The 19,945-nt window shown below is 71.8% G+C and carries 16 protein-coding genes; 8 read left to right on the top strand and 8 right to left on the bottom strand.

All coding sequences use genetic code 11. From position 1 onward, the window contains the following. Nucleotides 1–220: 220 nt before the first annotated feature. Nucleotides 221–1,372 (top strand): putative glycoside hydrolase, encoded by a 1,152-nt coding sequence (locus tag ACZ7CD_RS11275; RefSeq protein ID WP_470378835.1) that lies wholly within the window; start codon nucleotides 221–223, stop codon nucleotides 1,370–1,372. On the opposite strand, the gene ACZ7CD_RS11270 is transcribed toward ACZ7CD_RS11275, so the two are convergent. From ACZ7CD_RS11270 to mraZ, 4 genes are all read right to left on the bottom strand, one after another. Next, the gene (locus ACZ7CD_RS11270; RefSeq protein ID WP_458430726.1) at nucleotides 1,369–3,291 is read right to left on the bottom strand and encodes a peptidoglycan D,D-transpeptidase FtsI family protein; all 1,923 of its coding nucleotides are present in this window, start codon (nucleotides 3,289–3,291) and stop codon (nucleotides 1,369–1,371) included. The genes ACZ7CD_RS11275 and ACZ7CD_RS11270 overlap by 4 nt on opposite strands. Then, nucleotides 3,291–3,905, bottom strand: a complete 615-nt coding sequence (ftsL, locus tag ACZ7CD_RS11265; protein ID WP_470370701.1) for a cell division protein FtsL — start codon at nucleotides 3,903–3,905, stop codon at nucleotides 3,291–3,293. Before ftsL ends, ACZ7CD_RS11270 begins: the two co-directional genes overlap by 1 nt. Continuing rightward, the gene (gene rsmH, locus ACZ7CD_RS11260) at nucleotides 3,902–4,855 is read right to left on the bottom strand and encodes a 16S rRNA (cytosine(1402)-N(4))-methyltransferase RsmH (RefSeq protein ID WP_360390542.1); all 954 of its coding nucleotides are present in this window, start codon (nucleotides 4,853–4,855) and stop codon (nucleotides 3,902–3,904) included. The genes ftsL and rsmH overlap by 4 nt, the downstream gene beginning before the upstream one ends. Before the next feature lie 164 nt (nucleotides 4,856–5,019). Beyond that, nucleotides 5,020–5,451 carry a division/cell wall cluster transcriptional repressor MraZ gene (gene mraZ / locus ACZ7CD_RS11255; protein WP_053733094.1) on the bottom strand — a complete coding sequence of 144 codons (432 nt, stop codon included), beginning with the start codon at nucleotides 5,449–5,451 and terminating at the stop codon, nucleotides 5,020–5,022. 405 nt (nucleotides 5,452–5,856) lie between these two features. Between mraZ and ACZ7CD_RS11250 the strand changes: the two genes are divergently transcribed. From ACZ7CD_RS11250 to ACZ7CD_RS11240, 3 genes are read left to right on the top strand one after another with little or no spacing between them, the layout of a single operon-like run. Further along, nucleotides 5,857–6,906 (top strand): AAA family ATPase, encoded by a 1,050-nt coding sequence (locus tag ACZ7CD_RS11250; RefSeq protein WP_458430723.1) that lies wholly within the window; start codon nucleotides 5,857–5,859, stop codon nucleotides 6,904–6,906. A gap of 2 nt (nucleotides 6,907–6,908) precedes the next feature. Then, nucleotides 6,909–8,174, top strand: a complete 1,266-nt coding sequence (locus ACZ7CD_RS11245; RefSeq protein WP_458430722.1) for a DUF58 domain-containing protein — start codon at nucleotides 6,909–6,911, stop codon at nucleotides 8,172–8,174. 3 nt (nucleotides 8,175–8,177) lie between these two features. Further along, nucleotides 8,178–10,664, top strand: coding sequence for a transglutaminase TgpA family protein (locus ACZ7CD_RS11240; protein ID WP_360390548.1), 2,487 nt, complete (start codon nucleotides 8,178–8,180; stop codon nucleotides 10,662–10,664). A 71-nt stretch (nucleotides 10,665–10,735) separates the two neighbouring features. On the opposite strand, the gene ACZ7CD_RS11235 is transcribed toward ACZ7CD_RS11240, so the two are convergent. Next, entirely contained in the window at nucleotides 10,736–11,131 is a 396-nt protein-coding gene (locus ACZ7CD_RS11235; RefSeq protein ID WP_360390551.1) for a DUF3040 domain-containing protein, read from the bottom strand. 293 nt (nucleotides 11,132–11,424) lie between these two features. Here ACZ7CD_RS11235 and ACZ7CD_RS11230 point away from each other — a divergent pair, with 293 nt between their 5' ends. From ACZ7CD_RS11230 to ACZ7CD_RS11215, 4 genes are all read left to right on the top strand, one after another. Beyond that, on the top strand, nucleotides 11,425–11,931 hold the full coding sequence (locus tag ACZ7CD_RS11230; protein ID WP_470370705.1) for a hypothetical protein: 507 nt from the start codon (nucleotides 11,425–11,427) through the stop codon (nucleotides 11,929–11,931). Continuing rightward, the gene (locus ACZ7CD_RS11225) at nucleotides 11,931–13,469 is read left to right on the top strand and encodes an alkaline phosphatase D family protein (protein WP_470378834.1); all 1,539 of its coding nucleotides are present in this window, start codon (nucleotides 11,931–11,933) and stop codon (nucleotides 13,467–13,469) included. Before ACZ7CD_RS11230 ends, ACZ7CD_RS11225 begins: the two co-directional genes overlap by 1 nt. Nucleotides 13,470–13,812: 343 nt before the next feature. Beyond that, entirely contained in the window at nucleotides 13,813–15,321 is a 1,509-nt protein-coding gene (locus ACZ7CD_RS11220) for a M48 family metallopeptidase (protein WP_470378833.1), read from the top strand. Nucleotides 15,322–15,341: 20 nt separating this feature from the next. After that, entirely contained in the window at nucleotides 15,342–16,439 is a 1,098-nt protein-coding gene (locus ACZ7CD_RS11215; RefSeq protein ID WP_470378832.1) for a DUF4034 domain-containing protein, read from the top strand. Between the two features lie 731 nt (nucleotides 16,440–17,170). Here the strand turns inward: ACZ7CD_RS11215 and ACZ7CD_RS11210 are convergent. The 3 genes from ACZ7CD_RS11210 to ACZ7CD_RS11200 all read right to left on the bottom strand — a co-directional run bounded on the left by ACZ7CD_RS11210 (nucleotide 17,171) and on the right by ACZ7CD_RS11200 (nucleotide 19,640). Next, entirely contained in the window at nucleotides 17,171–17,965 is a 795-nt protein-coding gene (locus ACZ7CD_RS11210; protein ID WP_470378831.1) for a hypothetical protein, read from the bottom strand. An 87-nt stretch (nucleotides 17,966–18,052) separates the two neighbouring features. Next, nucleotides 18,053–19,327 carry a DNA polymerase IV gene (locus ACZ7CD_RS11205; RefSeq protein ID WP_470370709.1) on the bottom strand — a complete coding sequence of 425 codons (1,275 nt, stop codon included), beginning with the start codon at nucleotides 19,325–19,327 and terminating at the stop codon, nucleotides 18,053–18,055. A 31-nt stretch (nucleotides 19,328–19,358) separates the two neighbouring features. Continuing rightward, a complete protein-coding gene (locus ACZ7CD_RS11200) occupies nucleotides 19,359–19,640 on the bottom strand; it encodes a hypothetical protein (protein WP_470370710.1) in 282 nt (93 codons plus the stop codon). Between the last annotated feature and the right edge of the window lie 305 nt (nucleotides 19,641–19,945).

The following is a 19,945-nucleotide window of genomic DNA, read 5'->3' as shown; positions in this document are numbered from 1 at the left end:
AGCGGGTCGCGCATTCTTGGTGGCGCACTTCGATTGCGCAAGTGAGCGAGAACACACCCAGGCGCGACAATGACCAAATTCATTGTTTCACAGTGAAAACCCCGAACTCACACCCTCTTAATAAAACGCGTTTCATCACGTCTAATACTCCAAATCCGGAGAGCGAGGCGAGGTGGAGTTCAGCGTGCGATTCCCACAAATATCGATCATGGTTTCCGCGGTGGCGCTGTCACTCGTCCCCGCAGCTCAGGCCGATGAACCGACCCGCACGACCGAGTCGTACTGGCTGCACATGAACAGTTCACCGACCACGCCGGAAATGATCAGGACCGAGGCGCAGCGCCGGTCGTACGTGGTGCTGAACGCCTGGGAGGGCGATCTCGCCAGGCAGCTCAAAGCAGCCAACCCCGAGATCAAGACGTTCGTCTACAAGGACCTCTCCTCGACCCGCAGCCATGCCTGCGAGAACGGGGTGGACGACGCCGATCTGCCCACCGGTGTCGGCTACTGCGCGGCCGATCCCTCGTGGTTCCTCGTGGACCCGAACGGTCAGCGGTTCGAGTACGACGGATATGGCGGCCATTGGCAGATGGACGTCGGTAACACCGCTTACCAGAAGGCGTGGGCCGACAACGTGATCAGCGCGTCGCGCAACGTCTTCGACGGCGTGTTCATGGACAACGCGCTGTTCGCCTGCGACACCTACCACGCGCGTGTGTGCCCGGCGAAGTACCGCACCGACGAGGCCATGCGCGGGGCCTACCGCTCGATGCTCGCCAACACCCGGCAGCAGTTCGTCGACGCCGGCTTGAAGACGGTGGCCAACCTGTCCAACGCCCGCCTGCACGACGGCGCGTGGGACAGCTACGTCGAGCACCTCGACGGCGGGTTCGACGAGTGGTGGCTGACGTTCGGGGACGGGGACCTGCTGTCGGAGTACCCGCAGGGGTTCAGCCGGCAGCTCGCCGAGATCACCGCCAACGAGGCCAAGGGCAAGATCACCTGGGTGCAGCCGCACCACAGCGGTGCCGAGCAGCCGTTCCGCTACGCCTTCGCGAGCTACCTGCTGGCCGAGGGCGGGCACACGGCGATCTCCGAGATCGCGGAGACCGACCGCTACGACAACGCCTCGCCGTGGCGCGCCGAGTACGACTGGGACCTGGGCAAGCCGCTCGGCGCCCACTTCGCGGTGAGCACCAACGTGTTCCAGCGCGACTTCACGTGCGGCACCGTGCTCGTCAACGCGAACAAGACCGGCAGTGCACCGATCACCGTCCGGCTGAAGGAAAAGCACATCGACGAGAAGAACGCGCCGGTCAGCTTCGCGGCGTTGCCGGGGACGACCGGAACCGTGCTGCGCAAGCCCTGTTAGAGCTGCAGCTGCACGTACGGCGTCTGCTCGTTCGACAGCGGCACCTGGAACCGCTGCGTCAGGAACGCGCCGATGTCGTGGAACAGCGGTGCGGCTGAGGAGCTGAACGGGGTGCCGGTGGGCGCGTCGAGCATGATGCCGACGACGTAGCGCGGGTTGTCGGCGGGCAGGATGCCGGCGAAGGTGATCCAGTACTGCGAGTCCGAGTAGCACTTGCACTTCGGGTCGATCTGCTGGGCCGTGCCGGTCTTGCCCGCGACCTGGTAGCCGGGCAGCGCCGCCTTCGCGCCGGTGCCGTTCTGGTTCGCGTCGCGCGGGTCCGACTGCGTGACGGAGCGGAACATGCTCCGCACGGTCTTGGCGGTCTCCGGCGACACCACGCGCACGCCCTCCGGGCGCTGCTTCTCCGAGCGCGAGCCGTCGCCGGAGATCTCGGCGCGGACCAGCCGCGGCGGCACGCGCAGGCCGTCGTTCGCGATGGTCTGGTACATCGCGGTCATCTGCAGCAGGTTCATCGACAGGCCCTGGCCGATCGGCAGGTTGCCGAACGTCGAACCGGACCACTGGTTGAGCGGCGGCACGATGCCGGACTCCTCGCCGGGCACACCGGACTGGGTGCGCTTGCCGAGGCCGAACTTCTCCAGCATCTCGGCGTAGCGCTCCTGGCCGACCTCCTGCGCGGCCAGCAGGGTGCCGACGTTCGAGGACTTCGCGAAGACGCCGGTGAACGACATCGGGACGGTGCCGTGGTTCCACGCGTCCCTGATCGTGCGGTCGGCGACCTTGAGGTAGCCGGGCACCTGGAGCACGTCGTCCGGCTTGAACAGGCCGTACTCGACGGCGGCCGCGGCGGTGATGATCTTGTTCACCGAGCCGGGCTCGAACGTGTCGGCCACGGCGCGGTTGCGCTTCTGCGCGTCGCTGGCCTTGCCGAAGTCCGTCGGGTCGTAGGTCTGGTCGTTGGCCATGGCGATGATCTCGCCGCTGCGGGAGTCCAGCACGACGGCGGAACCGCTGCGGGCGCCCGACTTCTTCGTGTAGTCGGTGACCATCCGCTGCACCGCGTACTGCGTGTCGACGTCGATGGTGAGCTCGAGCGACTTGCCCGGCTGCGGCTTGGTCAGCTCGCGCTCGGTGTTCGGGATGACGAGGGTGTCGTCACCGGACATCGTGTCGACGACCCTGCGGCCCATCCGGCCGGCCAGCACGTTGTCGGCCGCGTTCTCCAGGCCCAGGATGCCCTGGGTGGTCGGCGGCTTCTCGTCCTGGCGCCAGTTGGCCGCACCGATGATGTTCGAGGCGACCTGGCCGTTCGGGTAGATCCGCTTGGCGCGGTACTCGGAGCCGATCTCGGCCGGGTACTTCGCGACGATCGCCGCGGCCTTGGTCGGCTCGGCCTCGCTGACCAGCACCTCGTAGCTGATGTCGGCCACGAGCTGCTCGTAGATCGTCTCCTCGTCGGTCTTCTCGCCGTTGACCTCGGGGCCCAGCGTCGAGGAGATGAACTTCGCGACGTCACGCGCGTGCTCGTCGTAGGTCTGCGCGAACTGCTTCTTCTCCTTGTCCTTCTCCTTCTCGCGCTCGGCGTCCCAGTTCTTCCTGGCGCGCTGGGGAAGGATGTAGAGCGCGCGCACCTCGACGGAGAACGCGAGCTGGTTGCCGTTGCGGTCGAGGATCGCGCCGCGTTCGGCGGGGATGTTCAGGTACGTCGTGCGCTGCAACCGGGCCTGCGTCGACAGCTCGTCGGCCTGCAACCCCTGCACCTGCACGAGCTTCAGGCCCGCGATGACCAGCGCGCCGACCAGCAGGATGCGGCCGACGGCGATGCGCACCTTGCTGTTGCCACCGGTGCGGGCCTTCGGAGCGGGACCGCGCACGGACAACGGCCGGCGCGGGCCCCTCTGCTGCGGTCCCGGCATCAGCCACCCGCCGGTGGCGTCGGGGGGTTCGCGGCCCCGTCACCCGCGGGCGGCGTGGTGCCGGCTGGCGGCGGCTGCTCACCGGCGGGAGGCGGCGTGGTGGTCGTGGGAGGGGGCGGCGGCGTCGACTTCGTCGGCGCGCTCGGCTTGCCGAACTCCTCGACCGTGCCGTCCGCCAGCTGCCGCAGCCGCGCGGGGTTCGACGGCTCCACCAGGCCCATCTCGGTGGCGCGGCGCGCGAGGTCGGTCGGCGACTCCAGCAGCGCCACCTCGCGGCGCAGCTGCTCGACCCGCAGCGTCAGCTTCTCCTGCTCGGCGCGCGCCTCCTGCAACCGGTAGGAGTCGGCGGCGGCCTGCGTGGAGAAGTACATGATCCCGGCGATGCCCGCGACCAGCACGAGCATCACGAGCACGACGAACGGGGCCTTCGACACCTGCCGCGCGTTCTGCTGCGGTGCCGACGACCCGCCGCGCAGGTTCTGCGCGCGCTGCGCCCGGCGGGCGTAGGCGCGGTCGGCGGCGGCGGACCGGCGCCGGGCCTTGTCGGTGTCGGTCTTCTTGTCCTTGGAGCGGTCGCGTGGGGACGGCCCACCGACCCGTGCCGGTGCCGTCATCTCACCTCTCCGATCCGTTCCGCTGCCCGCAGCCGCACGGGTGCGGCACGGGGGTTGTCCTCGATCTCCTGCTCGGACGCGACCTCCGCGCCCTTCGTGACCAGTTTCAGCTCCGGCCCGTGACCGGGCAGCTCGACCGGCAGCCCCGGCGGCGTCTTCGACCTCGCGAGCTCCGCGAACGCGTGCTTCACCATCCGGTCCTCGAGGGACTGGTAGGACTCCACGACGATCCGCCCGCCCACCGCGAGCACGCCCAGCGCCGCGGGCAGGGCCAGCCGCAACGACTCCAGCTCGCCGTTGACCTCGATCCGCAGCGCCTGGAACGTGCGCTTCGCCGGGTGACCGCCGGTGCGCCGGGACGCGGCGGGGACGACGTTGTAGAGCAGCTCGACCAGCCGGCCCGAGTTCGTGAACGGCTCCCGCTCGCGCTCGCGCAGGACCGCCGAGGCGATCTTGCCCGCGAACCGCTCCTCGCCGTAGGTCGAGAGGATCCGCGCGAGGTCGCCGTGCGAGTACGTGTTGAGCACGTCCGCGGCCGTCATGCCGGTGCCCTTGGACATCCGCATGTCCAGCGGCGCGTCCTTGGAGTAGGCGAACCCGCGTTCGGACTCGTCGAGCTGCAACGAGGACACGCCGAGGTCCATCAGCACGCCGTCGACCCGCTTGAAGCCGAGGTCGTGCACGGCCTCGTCGATGTGGTCGTAGGTGACGTTGACGAGGTGGACGCGGTCGCCGTGGCGCGCGAGCCGGGCCGAGGCCAGCTCGATGGCCTGCGGGTCGCGGTCGAGACCGATGAGGGTGAGCCCGGGGTGCGCGCTCAGCAGCGCGTCGGAGTGGCCGCCCATGCCGAGGGTCGTGTCGACCAGGACGGCGGGCTTGCCGCTCAGCGCGGGAGCGAGCAGCTCCAGGACGCGGTCCAGCAGCACCGGAACGTGCCGCGGCTGATCCATCGTCCCTCTACTCCCCGAAATGCGTTCGGGTGACGTCAGGTCCCCGCCCGCCCGTCGAACCTGGCGCCGGGGAAGGTGCGCCAGGGTCGGTTGTCGAGCGGACCGAGGCCTCACGGCACCCGAATCGCGGTTGAACATCCGGCCTGTTGCTCGGCTGACCGCCATCAGAAGACGCCCGGTATGACCTCCTCGCGAGCCGTGGCGTAGCCGTCCTCGTGCTCGTCGAGATAGGTCTGCCAGGCCGCCGCGTCCCAGATCTCCAACCTGGTGAACGCGCCGACGACCACGCACTCCTTGGTCAGCCCGGCGTACCGGCGCAGTTCCGGTGCGATCAGGACCCGACCCTGACCGTCCGGACGCTGCTCGTCCGTACCTGCGAACAGATAACGCTGGTAGGCGCGTACGGCGTCGTTGGTGAACGGCGCCTCGGCGACCTTCCTCGCCATCTGCTCGAACTCCGCCCGGGGGAACACGTACAGGCAGTGGTCCTGGCCCTTGGTGACCATGAGACCTCCCGCCAGTTCGTCCCGGAACTTCGCAGGCAGTGTCAGCCGACCCTTGTCGTCCAGGCGCGGGTAGTGAGTGCCGAGGAACATCGGCAGCCACCTCCCTCGCCGGGCGACGGACCGGCAGTGGAGCCCCCGTCTGCCCCACCGGCCGCCACAGTACCCCACTTTTCACCACAGTCAACGCTGAAACAGGTGCTCACGCACCACCGAGCAACCTGTTTCCGCAGGTAGACGAAGTGGGGAGACGCGGGGGGATGGTGGGGGATCTCCGCAGGCTCCACCTGCGCGGGTGAGGTTCAAGCCCCGATTTGCCACTCGAACGGACTAGAAATCCGGGCCGGAACACGGGGTTGGGGCGCGGTGGTGGGGGAAGGTGGAAACTGGTGGAGCGAACCTGAAGCGGCCCGCAGGTGTGGGGCACTTAGCCGTGGTTTGACACACTGCGTGAAACGCTCACACGTCCGTGTTCCGGACACGGCTGCTGGAGGTTTAGTGACGCCGGGAAGCCCAAGCGCGAACAGTCACGCGCCGGTCGAACAGGTTCTGGGTGAGCTGCACGCCGCCGTCCAGCGGATCGCCGCCAACGTCGAACGGGTGCTCGTCGGCAAGCCCGACGTCGTGCGGCTCGCCCTCGTGACGCTGCTCGCCGAGGGGCACCTGCTGGTCGAGGACGTGCCGGGGGTCGGCAAGACCTCGCTGGCGAAAGCGCTTGCCCGTTCCATCGACTGCACCGTGAGCCGCGTGCAGTTCACGCCCGACCTGCTGCCGAGCGACATCACCGGCTCGTCGATCTACAACCGGCAGGAGAACGACTTCGAGTTCCGGCCGGGACCGATCTTCGCGAACATCGTCGTCGGCGACGAGATCAACCGCGCCTCCCCCAAGACGCAGTCCGCGCTGCTGGAGTGCATGGAGGAGCACCAGGTCACGGTCGACGCGAACACCTACCCGCTGGGGTCGCCGTTCATGGTGATCGCGACGCAGAACCCGATCGAGATGGAGGGCACCTACGCCCTCCCGGAGGCGCAGCGCGACCGGTTCACCGCGCGCGTGTCGGTCGGCTACCCCGATCCCCAGGCCGAGCTCGCCATGGTCGACGAGCACGCGGGCCACAACCCGCTCGACGACCTGCGGCCCGTCTCGGACGCGGCGCAGATCCTGCGGCTGATCGAGGCCGTGCGCCGGGTGCACCTCTCCCCCGAGGTGCGGCGCTACGCCGTGGACCTGGTGTCGGCCACCCGCCGGCTGCCGGAGCTGCGGCTCGGCGCGTCCCCGCGGGCCACGCTGCACCTGGTGCGGGCGGCCCGGTCGCAAGCGGCCCTCGCGGGCAGGGACTTCGTGGTGCCCGACGACATCCACGCCGTGGCGATCCCCGTGCTGGCGCACCGGCTGGTGCTGACGGCGGAGGCCCAGGCCGCCCGCCGGTCACCGGCCGAGCTGGTCAGGGCGCTGCTGCAGCGGGTGCCGGTGCCGACCGCAGCACTCGACCCGAACGCCGCCTTCGTCCGCAGCATCAACAACAACGCAGGGACGCCACGGTAACGATGCGCACCGCACTGTCCGGTCTGACCACCCGCGGAAGATGCTTGCTGGCCGCGGGGTTCGCCGCCGGAGCGTGCGCCGTGGTGCTCAACGAACGCGATCTGCTGCGCGTCGCGGCGTTCGTGATCGCGTTGCCGCTGCTGGCCGCGTGGCTCGCCACGCGGGCCCGGGTCGGCCTGCACGCGGCTCGGTTCCTCGCGCCCAGCCGGGTGCCGGTCGGGGCCGCGTCCGAGGTCAAGCTCGACCTGCGCAGCACCGGCCGGCTGCCCACCGGCGGGCTGATGCTGGAGGACACCGTCCCCTACGCGCTGGGCGCGCGGCCGCGGTTCCTGGTGGAGCGGCTGCCGCGCAACACGCCCACGTCGCTGCGCTACCCGCTCAAGCCGGTCATGCGCGGCATCCAGCAGGTCGGCCCGCTGATGGCGCGGATCACCGACCCGTTCGGGCTGGCCGAGTTCGACCGCGAGCTGGCCGGCCGCTCCCGCCTGGTCGTCGTGCCGCGCGTGGTGCGCCTGGCCGGGTTGCCCGGCGGGTCCGGCATGGGCGCGGGCGACGACGGCTCGGTGCGGTTGCGCGCGGGCCAGGGTGAGGACGACGCGGTGGTGCGGCCCTACCGGCAGGGCGACGACCTGCGGAAGGTGCACTGGCGCTCGACCGCCCGGCGCGACGAGCTGATGGTGCGGGTCGAGGAACGCCCGTGGCGCGGCGGCACGACCGTGCTGCTGGACCACCGCGTCCACGCGCACCGCGGCAGCGGCCCGACGGCGTCGCTGGAGTGGTCGATCTCGTTCGCGGCGTCGATCTGCCTGCACCTGCACCACTTCGGCCACCAGGTGCGCCTGGTCTCCGAGGACGGCCGGGTGCTCGCGGGCGGGGCGTCCGACGGCGGGCACAGCGACCACGTGGTGCTCGACGCGCTGGCGGCGTTGCAGGCCTCGCACCGCAAGGAGCTCTCCGCCGGCATCGACCCCGGTGCCGGCCAGGAGGTCATCGCCGTGCTCGGCGGGGTGTCGCCGTCCTCGGTCGAGGAGCTGATCAGGTACCGGCCGCGGGGCACGCGCAGCCTCGCGGTGCTGCTGGACGTCACCGCGTGGGCGGGCGGGTCGGACGCGACCGCACCCGACCCCGAGGACGCCCGGCGGCTGCTGACCGGAGCCGGCTGGGGCGTGGCGATAGCGCGGCCCTCGTCGTCGATGCAGCAGGTGTGGCAGGAGCTGTGCGCGAGCGCGAGCAACCGCGGACCGGCCGTGCGTTCGGAGGTGGGCTGAGCTATGGCGACGACGACGTCTTCCCGCGGCGAGACCGCGGAGTGGTTCAGCTCCGCGACGCCGTGGATCGCGGCGCTGGCGGTGCTGTGCGCGTCGACGGCGTTGTCCGGGGTGATCGAGGGCGACCTGTGGCTGGTCCGCATCGCCGTGGTGATCCTGGCGATCACGGTGACCGGTGCGTTCCTGCGGGCCACCCGGCTGCCCCCGCCGCTGGTGGCGCTGGCCCAGGTGTTCGTGCTGCTGTGCCTGCTCACGGCCCTGCACACGCGGTCGGGCGTGCTGCTGTTCCTGCCGGGTCCCGACGCGCTGAGCGAGCTCGGTGGCGTCCTCGCGGAGTCGGTGTCGCAGGTGCAGACCGGGGTGCCGCCGGTGCACGCGTCACCGGCGATCCAGGCGCTCGTGGTGCTGGCGATCGGCCTGGTCGCGGTGCTGGTGGACACGCTCGCGGTCGCCGCGGCGGCCCCGGCGGCGTCCGGCCTGGTGCTGCTGTGCGTGTTCGCGGTGCCGGCGTCGCTGGCCGACGAGATGCTGCCGTTCTGGACGTTCGTGCTGGGTGCGGCGGCGTTCGCGATGCTGCTCGCGGTGGACGGCCAGCACCGGCACGAGGCGTGGCGCGGGCGGCTCGGGTCCGGGTCGGCCGGTGGCACCGGCGGTTCGGCGACCACGGTGGCGAGCATCGCGATGGTGATCGCGCTGGTGGTCGGCGCGGGCGTGACGATCGTCGGCACGGTCGGGCGGCTGCCGTTGAGCGGCAGCGGTGCCGGCGGGCGCGGCGGCATCGGCCTGAACGAGATGACGTCGCTGCGCGGCATGCTGAACCGCGGCAAGACCACCGAGGTGTTCCAGGTGCGCGGCCTGCCGGAGAGCACGTACATGCGGGCCTCCACGCTCGCCAGGTACGTGCCGAACAAGGGCTGGGAACGCGGCAGCGACCCCGGCGGTCAGCCCGCGCGCGGTGAGCTGCCGCTGCAGCCGGGCGACCGCGGCGACGGCAAGGTGGCCAAGATCGGGATCGAACCGCGCGGTTGGACGAGCTTCTGGCTGCCGACCTACGGCGCGGTCCGCCGGATCGACACCCCGGACGACGACTACCGCTTCGACCCCGCCAAGGGCGTGATCTTCACCCAGCGCGAGCGGGAGCCGGAACCCTACGAGCTCGAGACCGTGCTCGCGACGCCGACGAAGAACCAGCTGCGCATCGCGTCCGGCCAGCGCAACCTGGTCGACCCGGAGTACTACAAGTTCGACGGGGTCGAGCAGGAGATCATCGACCTCGCGAAGCAGATCACGGGGAACGCGACCAACGACTTCGACAGGGCCGCCGCGCTCACCGAGTTCTTCAACGGCCCGACCAGCGGTTTCACCTACGACCTGAAGACGCAGGGCGACGTCACCAAGGACGCGCTGACCGACTTCGTGCTCCGGGGCAAGCGCGGCTACTGCGAGCAGTACGCCTCCGCGATGGCCGTCATGGCCCGCACGGTCGGCCTGGCCTCGCGCGTGGCCATCGGCTTCACCGCCGGTGTCCCGTCGCCGGACAACGCCTACCGCACGATCAGCACCGACGACGCCCACGCCTGGGTGGAGATCTTCTTCCCGAACCACGGCTGGATGACGTTCGACCCGACGCCGATGACCGACGGCCGCGCGGTCGTGCCCCCGTACCTGCGCGAACAGTCGCCGGGTGCGGAGGAGGAGCCGACGGCGAACACGCAGACGTCGACGACCGCGCAGCCCAGCCAGGGCTCGGCCGCCCCGTCCACCGCCGCCGACGGCGAGGAGGAGGCCGGTGTCACCGGTGACGCCACGCAGCAGGACACCTCGAAGGACTGGGTGCCGTGGGCCGTGTTCACCGCCCTCGTGCTGGCGACCGCGGTCTCGATGGTGCGCAACGTGCTGCTGAAGGACGACGGTGCCGCGGTCATGCCGCAGCACCGTGAACGCCGGCGCCGGCTGCGGCGCTGGGCGGCGGTGGCGGCCGCGGTGCTGTGGTCGGTCACGCTGCTGTTCGCGGCGGCATGGCTGTCGTACGTGCTGGCCGCCGTCGTGCTCGTGCTGCTGGCCGCGGGCACACCGGCTGCCCTGCGGTACCTGCGGCAGCGGTCCCGGCTGCGGGTGGTCGGCCGTCTCGGGCCGGACGCGGCGACGGCGGCGTGGGCCGAGCTCATGGCGGAGTCGGTCGACCGAGGCGCCCCGGTGCCGTCGGCGGAGACGGTCAGGACGGCGGCCCGCCGGCTCGCGCGGGAGCACAACCTGGACGAGGCGGGCCGCGACGGGCTGCGGACGATGATCGGCGCGATCGAGCGGGCCTGGTACAGCCCGAACCCGGCGGCGGACCCGGCGCTGCCCGCGGCGCTCACGGCCGTGCGGCAGTCGTTGCGGCAGAACGCGCCGTTGTCGCTGCGGGCGAAGCTGTTCCCGCGGTCGGTGCTGCGGCCCTCGCCCGCACCGCTGGCCGACGTCCCGGACCAGGAGCCGGTGCCGGCGTAGTCCCCCGCACAACGGATCGGGCCCGTCCCCCTGGTGGGGGCGGGCCCGAGTGGTGTCTGAAGGGTGTGCGCTTACTGCTCCTCGTCGAAGCGACGACGGAAGCGCTCCTCCATCCGTTCGGAGAACGAGCTGCGGCTGCGCGTCGGCTTGCCCTCTTCCTGCGCACCTTCGGCGACCTGGTCACCGCGACGCAACGTCGTCAGGGTGATGAGCACGCCGAAGAACATGAGCAGGAAACCGAAAACGCTCACGACCGGAATGCCCGCGACTGCGAGCTGCGAGAAAATCACCCCGGCGATGAGGGCCGCAACACCGGCCACGAACAGCACGATGCCCTGTACACGACGCCGCTTGGACGGCCGCCGCAACTTGGCGCCTCGTACGGTGGATGCGAACTTCGGGTCTTCGGCGTAGAGCGCGCGCTCGATCTGGTCGAGCAGTCGCTGCTCGTGCTCGGAGAGTGGCATCGTTCCTCCTCCGGCACAGCGGTCGCGGGCGCCGGGTGTTCGCGGTTGCCGCCGATCCCGGCGGACGGCCCACCCTGGGGACGTCACCCTCCAGGATACGATCCGCGCGCCCCGGCGACTACCCAGTCGGCCCTCTCATACGGTCGGTTCTGTCACCATCATCCTCCTGGGGCAGTGGTGAGGCCTTCGTGAGGCTTGCCGCGGAGCCAGGAGGAGGCCTTGTGGCCTGCCGTTCACACCCCGTTCGGCCACGCGCTCCGCGGGCGCCACGACCGGTTGGTCGGATCGGGACCATGACCGAACTCATCGTCAACGGTGGCGCCGAGCAGGGCCTGAGCGGCTGGCACACCCTCGCGGGCACGCCGGTGGTGCTGCGCTACGACACCGGGCAGGGGTATCCGGGACCCGGTGATCCCGGGCCCGCGCAGCGCGGTGCGGCGTTCTTCGGCGGCGGCGGGACACCGTTGTCCGCGTTGCGACAGAGGGTGACGCTGCCAGGCCGCCCGTCGGAGTTCTCGATCTCCGCGTGGCTCGGCGGCTACGCATCGCAGCAGGACGGCGCCCGCCTGTCGGTGGAGTTCCTCGACGGCGCGGGCACCCCGCGCGGTCTCGTGGTGCTCGGCCCGCTCACGGCGGAGGAACGCGGTGGCCGCACCGGTCTGTTCGAGCGCACCGCGAGCGGCACCGTCCCGCCCGGCAGCCGCACCGCCGTGGTGACGCTGCAGCTGACCCGCTCCGGCAGCGGGACGTCCAACGACGGCTACGCCGACAACATCTCGTTCACGATCGGAGCCCGCTGATGTTGAACAGGCGTGACCTCCTGCGCGCCGCCGCGGCCGCCGGCGCCCTCGGCACGGCGTGGCCGCTGGCGCAGGGCCTCTCCCCCGCCCAGGCCCGCGCGGCCGCCGAACAGCTCGGCGCCTCCTGGGACGCGGCCCCGTTCACCCTGGGCGTCGGGTCCGGCGATCCGTTGCCCGACAGCGTGCTCCTGTGGACGCGGCTCGCCCCCGAACCGCTCGCGTTCGAGCAGCCGCTGCCCGAGGTCGTCGAGGTCGAGTGGACCGTGGCCACCGACCCGGCGCTGCGCCGGCGCGTCGCGAGCGGCACCGTGGCGGCCTCGAACCTGTTGGGGCACAGCGTGCACGTGCCCGTGCACGGTCTCCGCCCCGGCCAGACCTACCACTACCGGTTCCGCGCTCTCGGCAGGAGCAGCCGCGTCGGCCGCACCCGCACCGCGCCGGTCGGGCCCGTCTCCCGCGTCCGCTTCGCCACCGCGAACTGCCAGGCGTTCCACGACGGCTTCTACGCCGCCCACCGCGGCATCGCCCGCGAGGACGTCGACTTCGTCGTGCACCTCGGCGACTACATCTACGAGCACGGCCAGGTCGGCGGTCAGCACGTCCGCGACCACGAGGGCCCCGCCGTCCTCTCGCTGGCCGACTACCGCCGCCGCCACGCGCTCTACAAGGGCGACCCGTCCCTGCGCGACGCCCACGCCGCACATCCCTTCTACCTGACCTGGGATGATCATGAAGTTGCGAACGACTACAGCGGCTCCGAGGGCGCGGCCCCGTTCGTGAAGCGCCGTGCCGCCGCCTACCAGGCCTGGTACGAACACCTGCCGATCCGCGCGGGCAGCGCACTGGAGCCGCGGATCCACCGGCGCCGCCAGTGGGGCGACCTGCTCGACCTGACGGTGCTCGACCTGCGCCAGTACCGGTCCGCGCAGAACCTCCCCGCGGGCACGATCCTGGGCGCCGAGCAGAAGCAGTGGCTGCTCGACGGCATCTCCGGCGCCCGCGAGGCGTGGCAGGTGTGGATCAACTCGATCATGCTCTCGCAGCTCGCGCGCACCGGCGGCGGCTACTACTTCACCGACCAGTGGGACGGCTTCCGCGCGGAGCGGCGCGAGGTCCTCGGCCACGTCGCGGCCACCGGCATGGAGGACCTGGTGGTGCTCACCGGCGACTGGCACTCGGCGTTCGTCGACGACATCCGCCCCGACTTCGACGACGTGACCTCGCCGGTGATCGGCACCGAGTTCACCGCGCACTCGGTGACCTCCGGGGCGTACTCGCCGGAGTGGAACGCCGTGAACGGGCCGGTGATGGGAGCGGCCAACCCGCACCTGAAGTACTTCGAGGGCAACAGGTACGGCTACGACGTGTACGAGGTGACCCCGCGGCGGTTCAGCACGCACATGCGCGTCATCGCCGACCGCCGCGACGCCGCGTCCCCCGTGTCGACGCTGACGACGTTCCACGTCGACCGCGGGGTGGCGGGCAGCTACGAGGACCCGGCGACGGCCGGATCACCGGCGCAGTACCGCAGGCCCTGACCGGAGGGAGCGCGTCCGGGCGGTCGACCCGGACGCGCTCCCCCGTCCGCTCAGGCGGCGACCCGGTAGGCCGGATGATCGTCACCTCCCCCCGTGCCGCTCGCCGCGCCCATTGTCTTGGCGCGCAGCGAGGCCGTCTTCATCCAACGCGGAAAGCGCTGTCCCGCACCGAGCGCGCGCCCGCCGCTCGCCGCACGATCACCGGCACCCGGTCACCGGTGACCAGCGTGACCACGTGGTCACGCTCTCCCCGTGATACGGCGTTGAGTTCGCTCCCGCCCGTGCTGCACACTTCACTCCTGCTGCCCGCGCAGGCAGCTCCTGGGGGAAGGTCGCTCTACTCATGCGTGCTTCGTTGCGTGCTGCCGGCGCAGTCGCATTGCTCGTCAACTACTACGTGCTGACCATCGGGCTGGTCTGCGCGATCCTCTTCGCCGAGGTCTACGCGTTGATCAACCGCCCGGTCGCCGCGGTCCAGCTCGCGTTCCTCGCACTGCCCGTCGCCTACGCCCTGGTGCACCTCCTCGTCTCACTGGAACGGCGCGGCTACGACGAGGTGCCCGGCGTCCCCGTCACCGCGGCCGAGCAACCCGCGCTGTGGGAGCTCGTCCAGCGCCTGTCCGCCGACCTCGGCACCCGCCCGCCCGACGAGCTCCGCGTCGTCGCCGTGGTCAACTCCGGCATCTCCGAGGACACCCGCTTCCTCGGCCTGGGCGTGCGGCACCGCCGGCTCTTCATCGGTGCCCCGCTGCTCACCACGCTGACCGAGAAGCAGCTCCTCGCCGTGCTCGCCACCGAGCTCGGCTACTACGCCCAGAAGGACAGCCGCCTGGCCGCAGTCGTCATCTCCGCCCGCGGCGCCGTGCTGCGCGCCGGTTCCGCGCTCGCCACCGACAGGTGGTTCAAACGTCTGGCCGCCAAGCTGTTCCGCGGCTACGCCACGCTGTTCCTCCGCTTCTCCCAGCCCGTCGCCCGCGCCCGCCAGCGCGCCGCCGACGCCCACGCCGCCCGCCTGGCCGGCTCCTCCGCCGCGTCCAGCGCACTGCGCGAGCTGCCGGTGATCGACGCCGCCTGGGACCTCTTCACCAACCGCCACCTCACCGTCGCGTGGGACACCGGCTACCTGCCCACGACGTTCTTCGAGGGCTTCGCCCACCTGCGCACCTCCCCCGAGCTGCACGCCGAGCTGGAGGAGCTCCGCCAGCACCCGACCGACCCCGACCGCGGCCCGTACGACCCGTACCCGCCGCTGCCGGACCGCATCGCCGCCATCGACGCCCTGCACGCAGAACCCGAGTCCTGGGGCGACCGCCCGGCACTGGAGCTGCTCGACGACCCGATGCCGCTGCTGGACGCCTCCGTCCTCAACGCCCTGGTCGACGACGCCGGCACCAAGGAACGCGTCGACTGGGCCACCCTCGGCCACATCGGTGCCCGCGCCCGCGTCGTCCGCGGCACCGAACGCCTCCTGACCGCGGCCGCCACCGCCACCGGCGGACCTCCGTCGCTCACCACCGTGCTCGACGCGCTGGACGCCGGCCTGCTCGCCGAGATCGGCCCCGACTCGTCGGTCCCCGGCAGCCCCACCGCCGGCCCCCGCGCCCGCCGCGCGATGGCTCGCACCGAGGTGCACGCGGAGCTCTCCGCCCTGCTCGCCCTCGCCTTCTCCGACGCGGGCCTGGCCCACTGGCAGGTCGACTGGCTCGGCCGCACCACCTTCGTCACCGCGGCGGACGACTTCGACCTGGCCGACCACCTCGACGAGGCCGTCGCCGACCAGGCCGACACCCAGCCCCTGCGCCACGCCCTCGCCTCCGCCGGCATCGCCCTCGACTACCGCCCCACCCGCTGACTGGAGCCCTCCCTCCCGTGGTGTTCTCGCTGCTGTTCAAGCCCAAGCAAGCCCTCTCCGTCATCCGCCTGATGCGCGAGGCGAAACGCCGCGGCGTCGAGGTGGAGGAACTGCCCACCGAGCTCGTCGCCGCCTTCCTGCTGCCCAAGACCCGCCCGGAACGCTTCGGCCTCGTCCCCGACGCGGACGTCACCGCCGACCCGCCGGTCGAGGACCCCGCACTGGAGGCCGTGCGCGCCGACGTCCGCGCCGGCCACTGGGAGAACGCCGCCGACCTCACCGCCGCCTCCTACGGCACGTGGGACCGCCGCCAACGCATCGCCTGGGCACTCGCCGACCTCGCCGCCAAGGACGACACCTGGCTCACCACCTGGCACACCGCCCGCCCGAACGACCCCCACCGGTCCGTCGTCCACGCCCTGTCCCTGGTGTCCCTCGCCTGGGACATCCGCGGCAGCGCCAGAGCCACCGACACCACCCACGCCCAGTTCGAGGGCTTCCACCGCACCCTCGCCGAGGCCCGCGACGCCGCCCGCGCCGCAGCCGCCGTCCTCCCCGACGACCCGACCCCGTGGAGCACCCTCATCACCACGGCCCGCGGCCTCGGCGCGAGCCACGACGACTTCCGCACCCTGTGGTCCGAACTCGTCGCCCGCGACCCCCTGCACCACGACGGGCACCAGCAGGCCCTGCAGTACTGGTGCGCGAAGTGGCGCGGCTCCAACGAAATGGCCCTCGGCTTCGCCCTGGACGCCGCGGACACCTCGCCGCGCTTCGCCGCACTGCCGCTGCAGGCGGCGCTGGAGGCCGAGGACACCGACCCCTCCCTGTGGAAGACGCCCGAGGTCGGCCGGGCGCTGGAGGTCCTGCTGGAGCGGCTGGCGGACGAAGGTGCCGACACGGTCGCGGTGCGGGACGACCGGGGGTACGCGATCCTCGCGCTGTTGCGGCTGCGGCGGTTCGACGAGGCCGTGGCGCAGTTCCGGGTTTTGGGCGGGCACGCGGACGCTGCGCCGTGGAACTACTTCGAGATGCCGGTGCTCTCCTTTCTGAGTTTGCGCGGGGATGCCATGAAAGGGGCCTCGCGGGCGGCTCGGGTTGGGCGGAGTGGGCGGTAGGGCCGTTCAGGCGGGGTGGACGGACGGTAGGGCGGGCGGGGGTAGGGCTGGGCGGGGGTAGGGCTGGGCGGGGGTAGGGCTGGGCGGGGGTAGGGCTGGGCGAGGGTAGGGCTGGGCGAGGGTAGAGCTGGGCGGCGGTAGGGCCGTTCAGGCGGGGTAGCCGGGAGGTGGTCTCGGACCGCGCCGCGCGTTGAGGCCGGGCGGGGATGGGGCCTGGCGAGGTGGGCGTGGTGGCGGTCGGTGGTGGCGGTCGGCGGTGGCGGTCGGCGGTGGCGGTCGGCGGTGGCGGTCGGCGGCGGAGGGAGCGAGCCGCTGTGTGGTGGCGGGCTGCGGCGGTGGGTCGGCGTTGCGACCACGGCGACAGCAGGCCGGTGGGCAGCGGGCTGTGCGAGCAACCGGGGCGTGCGCGGATGTCGGGGGGCAGCGGCGCGCGGATGTCCGGGGCGCGGCGGTGGGCGATGCGCGGGATGCCGGGTGCGGCGGCGCGCGGTTCGAGGGTGACGTCGCAGGCTCCTTTCAGCGGGCGGGTGGCGCGCACGGGTGGCGGCGGTGTGGATGGGCGGCGCGCGCACGGGTGGCGGCTGCGGGTGAGCGACGGCGCGCGTGGATGGGCGGCGGCGCGGGTAGGCGGCGCGCGTGCGACGGCGGCGCAGGTAGGCGACGCGTGCACGGGTGGGCGACGACGCGCGTGGGTGAGTGCGTCTTGGGTGGGCGGTGCGCGGGAGCGGTGGTCAGGTCAGCTGGCGGGGTGGTTCTTCGGCTGTGTGGCAAGGGATTCGGCGGATCGTGGCCGGTGCGCGGGACGGAGCCGAGCGGGGCCAGGGTGCCGGGTCGGGGCAGCGGGGCGCGGCGGGCAGCGCTGCCGGGGGTGGAACAGCGGGGGTGAGGGAGCGGCGGCGAGGGGCTGTGGGTGAGGGGCGGGACAGGACTGCGTGTTCGAGTTGGCGGATCGGGGAGTCGCCGAGGAGTTTGCGGGCCAGGGCGGTGCCCTTGCGCGGGGCGAAGGCGAGTTCGGTGCGCAGGGCGTGCAGGCCCACCAGGTGGGTGGCCTCGTCGAGGATGGCTCGGGTGTCGGCGATGGACTTGGTGCAGCGGATCGCGTCGATCGTGGCGCGGGGCAGCGGGGCGGTGTGGAAGCCGCGGCGGAGCACCGGTGTGGGGATGTGCTCGGTGCGCATCAGGTTCAGCGGGCCGAAGCTGACTGCGCGGGAGCAGCGCGGGGTCAGCAGGTGGACCGAGGACGGGACCGGGGCGGACTTCAGGCCGTGCAGGTGCAGGGCGTCGAAGCCGGTGACCATGCCGCGGTCGCCGACGTAAAGCAGGGCGGCCTGCAGCCACTGCTCACGGGTGGGTTTCGCGGCACCCAGCAACAGGACGCCGGGCAGGAGGCGCTGCCAGGGGGTGCCGTGCCGGCACCGCTGGTCGATGACGGCGCCTGTCAGTCCGATGTGGACCAGGGCGGCCACCGGCGCGATGCGGTGGCGGAACAGGATGTGCAGCGATTCCAGGTCTACGGGGTGGCGCATGGGGTCCAGGTTGCACCGGGGGGCCGGGGGTGTGCCACGGGGAAACGGGGGGCTGTGGGTTACTCGCGGGTTGTGGACAGGTCGCGATCACTCGGGCTTCGGCCCGAACTCGGCGGTCCTTTGTGGACCCTTGCCGAGGAGGGAGGCCGGGCGGACGGCGAGTGAGCCGAAGCGGGAACGGGCCTGGTCAGCGGCCTGGTCAGCTTCGCGCCAGCCGTTCTCGGGGGCGTCGAAGATCAGCTGGTGGGCGGAGTCGGAGTTGTCAAGTCCCTCGATCCGGACACCGATGAGGCGGACCGCGCCCGGCGGCACCTGGGTGGTGAGCAGCTCCACGGCGGTGCGGTAGATCTCCTGCGTCACGTCCGTCGACGTGGGCAGCGTGCGCGAGCGGGTGATCGTCGTGAAGTCCGAGAACCTGACCTTGATGGACACTGTCCGGCCGTGCAAACCCTTGGCGCGCAACGAGCTCGCCGTCCGCTCGGACAGGCGCAGCAGCTCGCGGCGGAGCACGCCGCGGTCGAGGTGGTCGACCTCGAAGGTCTCCTCCGCGCCGATCGACTTCTCCCGCGACTCCGGCACCACGGCGCGGTCGTCCACGCCCCGCGACAACGCGAAGAGGTGCTCCGCCAGCGCCACGCCGATCTTGCGCCGCAACGTCGCCAGCGGTACCGCGGCGACGTCGCCGACGGTCTCCAGGCCGAGCTGCGACAGGCGCGCGGCGGTCTTCTCCCCCACGCCCCACAGCGCGCCGACCGGCAGCGGGTGCAGGAACTCCAGGACCGAGTCCGCCGGGATCACCATCATCCCGTCCGGCTTGCACATGCCGGACGACAGCTTCGCCAGGAACTTCGTCGGCGCCACCCCGACCGAGCACGTCACGCCGTACGCCTCGAACACCCGCGACCGGACCAGCTCGCCGATCCCGCCGGGCGTGGTGCCCATCCGCCGCAGCGCCCCGCCGACGTCGAGGAACGCCTCGTCCAACGACAGCGGCTCCACCAGCGGCGTGATGTCGCGGAAGATCGCCATGACCCCGCGCGACACCTCCTGGTAGAGGTCGAACTGCGGCGGCAGGTACACCGCGTGCGGCGCGAGCCGGCGGGCGTGCGCGGTGGGCATCGCGGACCGCACGCCGAACTCGCGTGCGAGGTAGTTGGCCGAGCACACGACACCGCGCCCACCGACGCCACCGACGACGACGGGCACGGAAGCGAGTTCGGGGCGTTCGCGGATCTCGACGGACGCGTAGAAGGCGTCCATGTCCACGTGCAACATCCGGCAGCCCGTGTCATCAGGCCACACGCCGTCGCGCGCACGGAAGCGGTCACGCAGGCCGCGCGGCAGGTTCGCACTGCGACCCATGACAACCCCTCTCGAACCCTTGTTCGACATCCTACAACCGGTACACGCGGGCAGCGTTCTCCGACGCGATGAGCCGCACCCCGTCAGCCAGGAACTCGGGCAGCGCGTGCCGGAACAGCAGCGCACTCAGGGAGTACAGCTCGGGCAGGCCGAACGCGTCGGTCGAGAACAGGAACTTCCCGTACGGCACGATCTCCAGCGCCTCCGCGAGCACCCGTGGCGCCTGGTGCCCCAGCCCGTGCGTCGCCAGCCCGAGGTCGCAGAACACATGCGCGAGGTAGCCCGCCTGCCGGTAGAACGGATAGTTGTGCAACAACAGCACGGCACGCCACGTGAAGCCATTGCGCGCAGGAACGGCGTCAACAACAACGGTCGCCCTTGGACAGATCCGCGTCCGAATCGCCGTGTCTGACGTGGGACTGCAACGGCAGCCCCGCGTCCAACGCCTCCCACACCAGGAACGCGATCACCAACCGGGTCGGCCAACCGCCCCGAGCACCCCCGCACGACATCGGCGTCCGCTGGTCGTTGTGCCGACAGCCCGAGCCCGATCCGGTACGCCGCAACGGACTTCGTCCCGATGGCAGTCGTGGAGGCGAGCGCCGACCGCACCGCGGC

It is taken from the genome of Lentzea sp. NPDC036949, from assembly GCF_055608075.1.
This window is presented reverse-complemented; position numbering and strand designations above follow the sequence as displayed.

What these genes read in the sequence shown, in the direction of transcription:
- ACZ7CD_RS11235 (WP_360390551.1), bottom strand. Translation starts at nt 11,131, where the DNA reads ATGCCACTCTCCGAGCACGAGCAGCGACTGCTCGACCAGATCGAGCGC.
- ACZ7CD_RS11205 (WP_470370709.1), bottom strand. Translation starts at nt 19,327, where the DNA reads ATGGGTCGCAGTGCGAACCTGCCGCGCGGCCTGCGTGACCGCTTCCGT.
- ACZ7CD_RS11220 (WP_470378833.1), top strand. Translation starts at nt 13,813, where the DNA reads ATGCGTGCTTCGTTGCGTGCTGCCGGCGCAGTCGCATTGCTCGTCAAC.
- ACZ7CD_RS11210 (WP_470378831.1), bottom strand. Translation starts at nt 17,965, where the DNA reads ATGCGCCACCCCGTAGACCTGGAATCGCTGCACATCCTGTTCCGCCAC.
- ACZ7CD_RS11240 (WP_360390548.1), top strand. Translation starts at nt 8,178, where the DNA reads ATGGCGACGACGACGTCTTCCCGCGGCGAGACCGCGGAGTGGTTCAGC.
- ftsL (WP_470370701.1), bottom strand. Translation starts at nt 3,905, where the DNA reads ATGACGGCACCGGCACGGGTCGGTGGGCCGTCCCCACGCGACCGCTCC.
- ACZ7CD_RS11225 (WP_470378834.1), top strand. Translation starts at nt 11,931, where the DNA reads ATGTTGAACAGGCGTGACCTCCTGCGCGCCGCCGCGGCCGCCGGCGCC.
- ACZ7CD_RS11270 (WP_458430726.1), bottom strand. Translation starts at nt 3,291, where the DNA reads ATGCCGGGACCGCAGCAGAGGGGCCCGCGCCGGCCGTTGTCCGTGCGC.
- ACZ7CD_RS11245 (WP_458430722.1), top strand. Translation starts at nt 6,909, where the DNA reads ATGCGCACCGCACTGTCCGGTCTGACCACCCGCGGAAGATGCTTGCTG.
- rsmH (WP_360390542.1), bottom strand. Translation starts at nt 4,855, where the DNA reads ATGGATCAGCCGCGGCACGTTCCGGTGCTGCTGGACCGCGTCCTGGAG.
- ACZ7CD_RS11230 (WP_470370705.1), top strand. Translation starts at nt 11,425, where the DNA reads ATGACCGAACTCATCGTCAACGGTGGCGCCGAGCAGGGCCTGAGCGGC.
- mraZ (WP_053733094.1), bottom strand. Translation starts at nt 5,451, where the DNA reads ATGTTCCTCGGCACTCACTACCCGCGCCTGGACGACAAGGGTCGGCTG.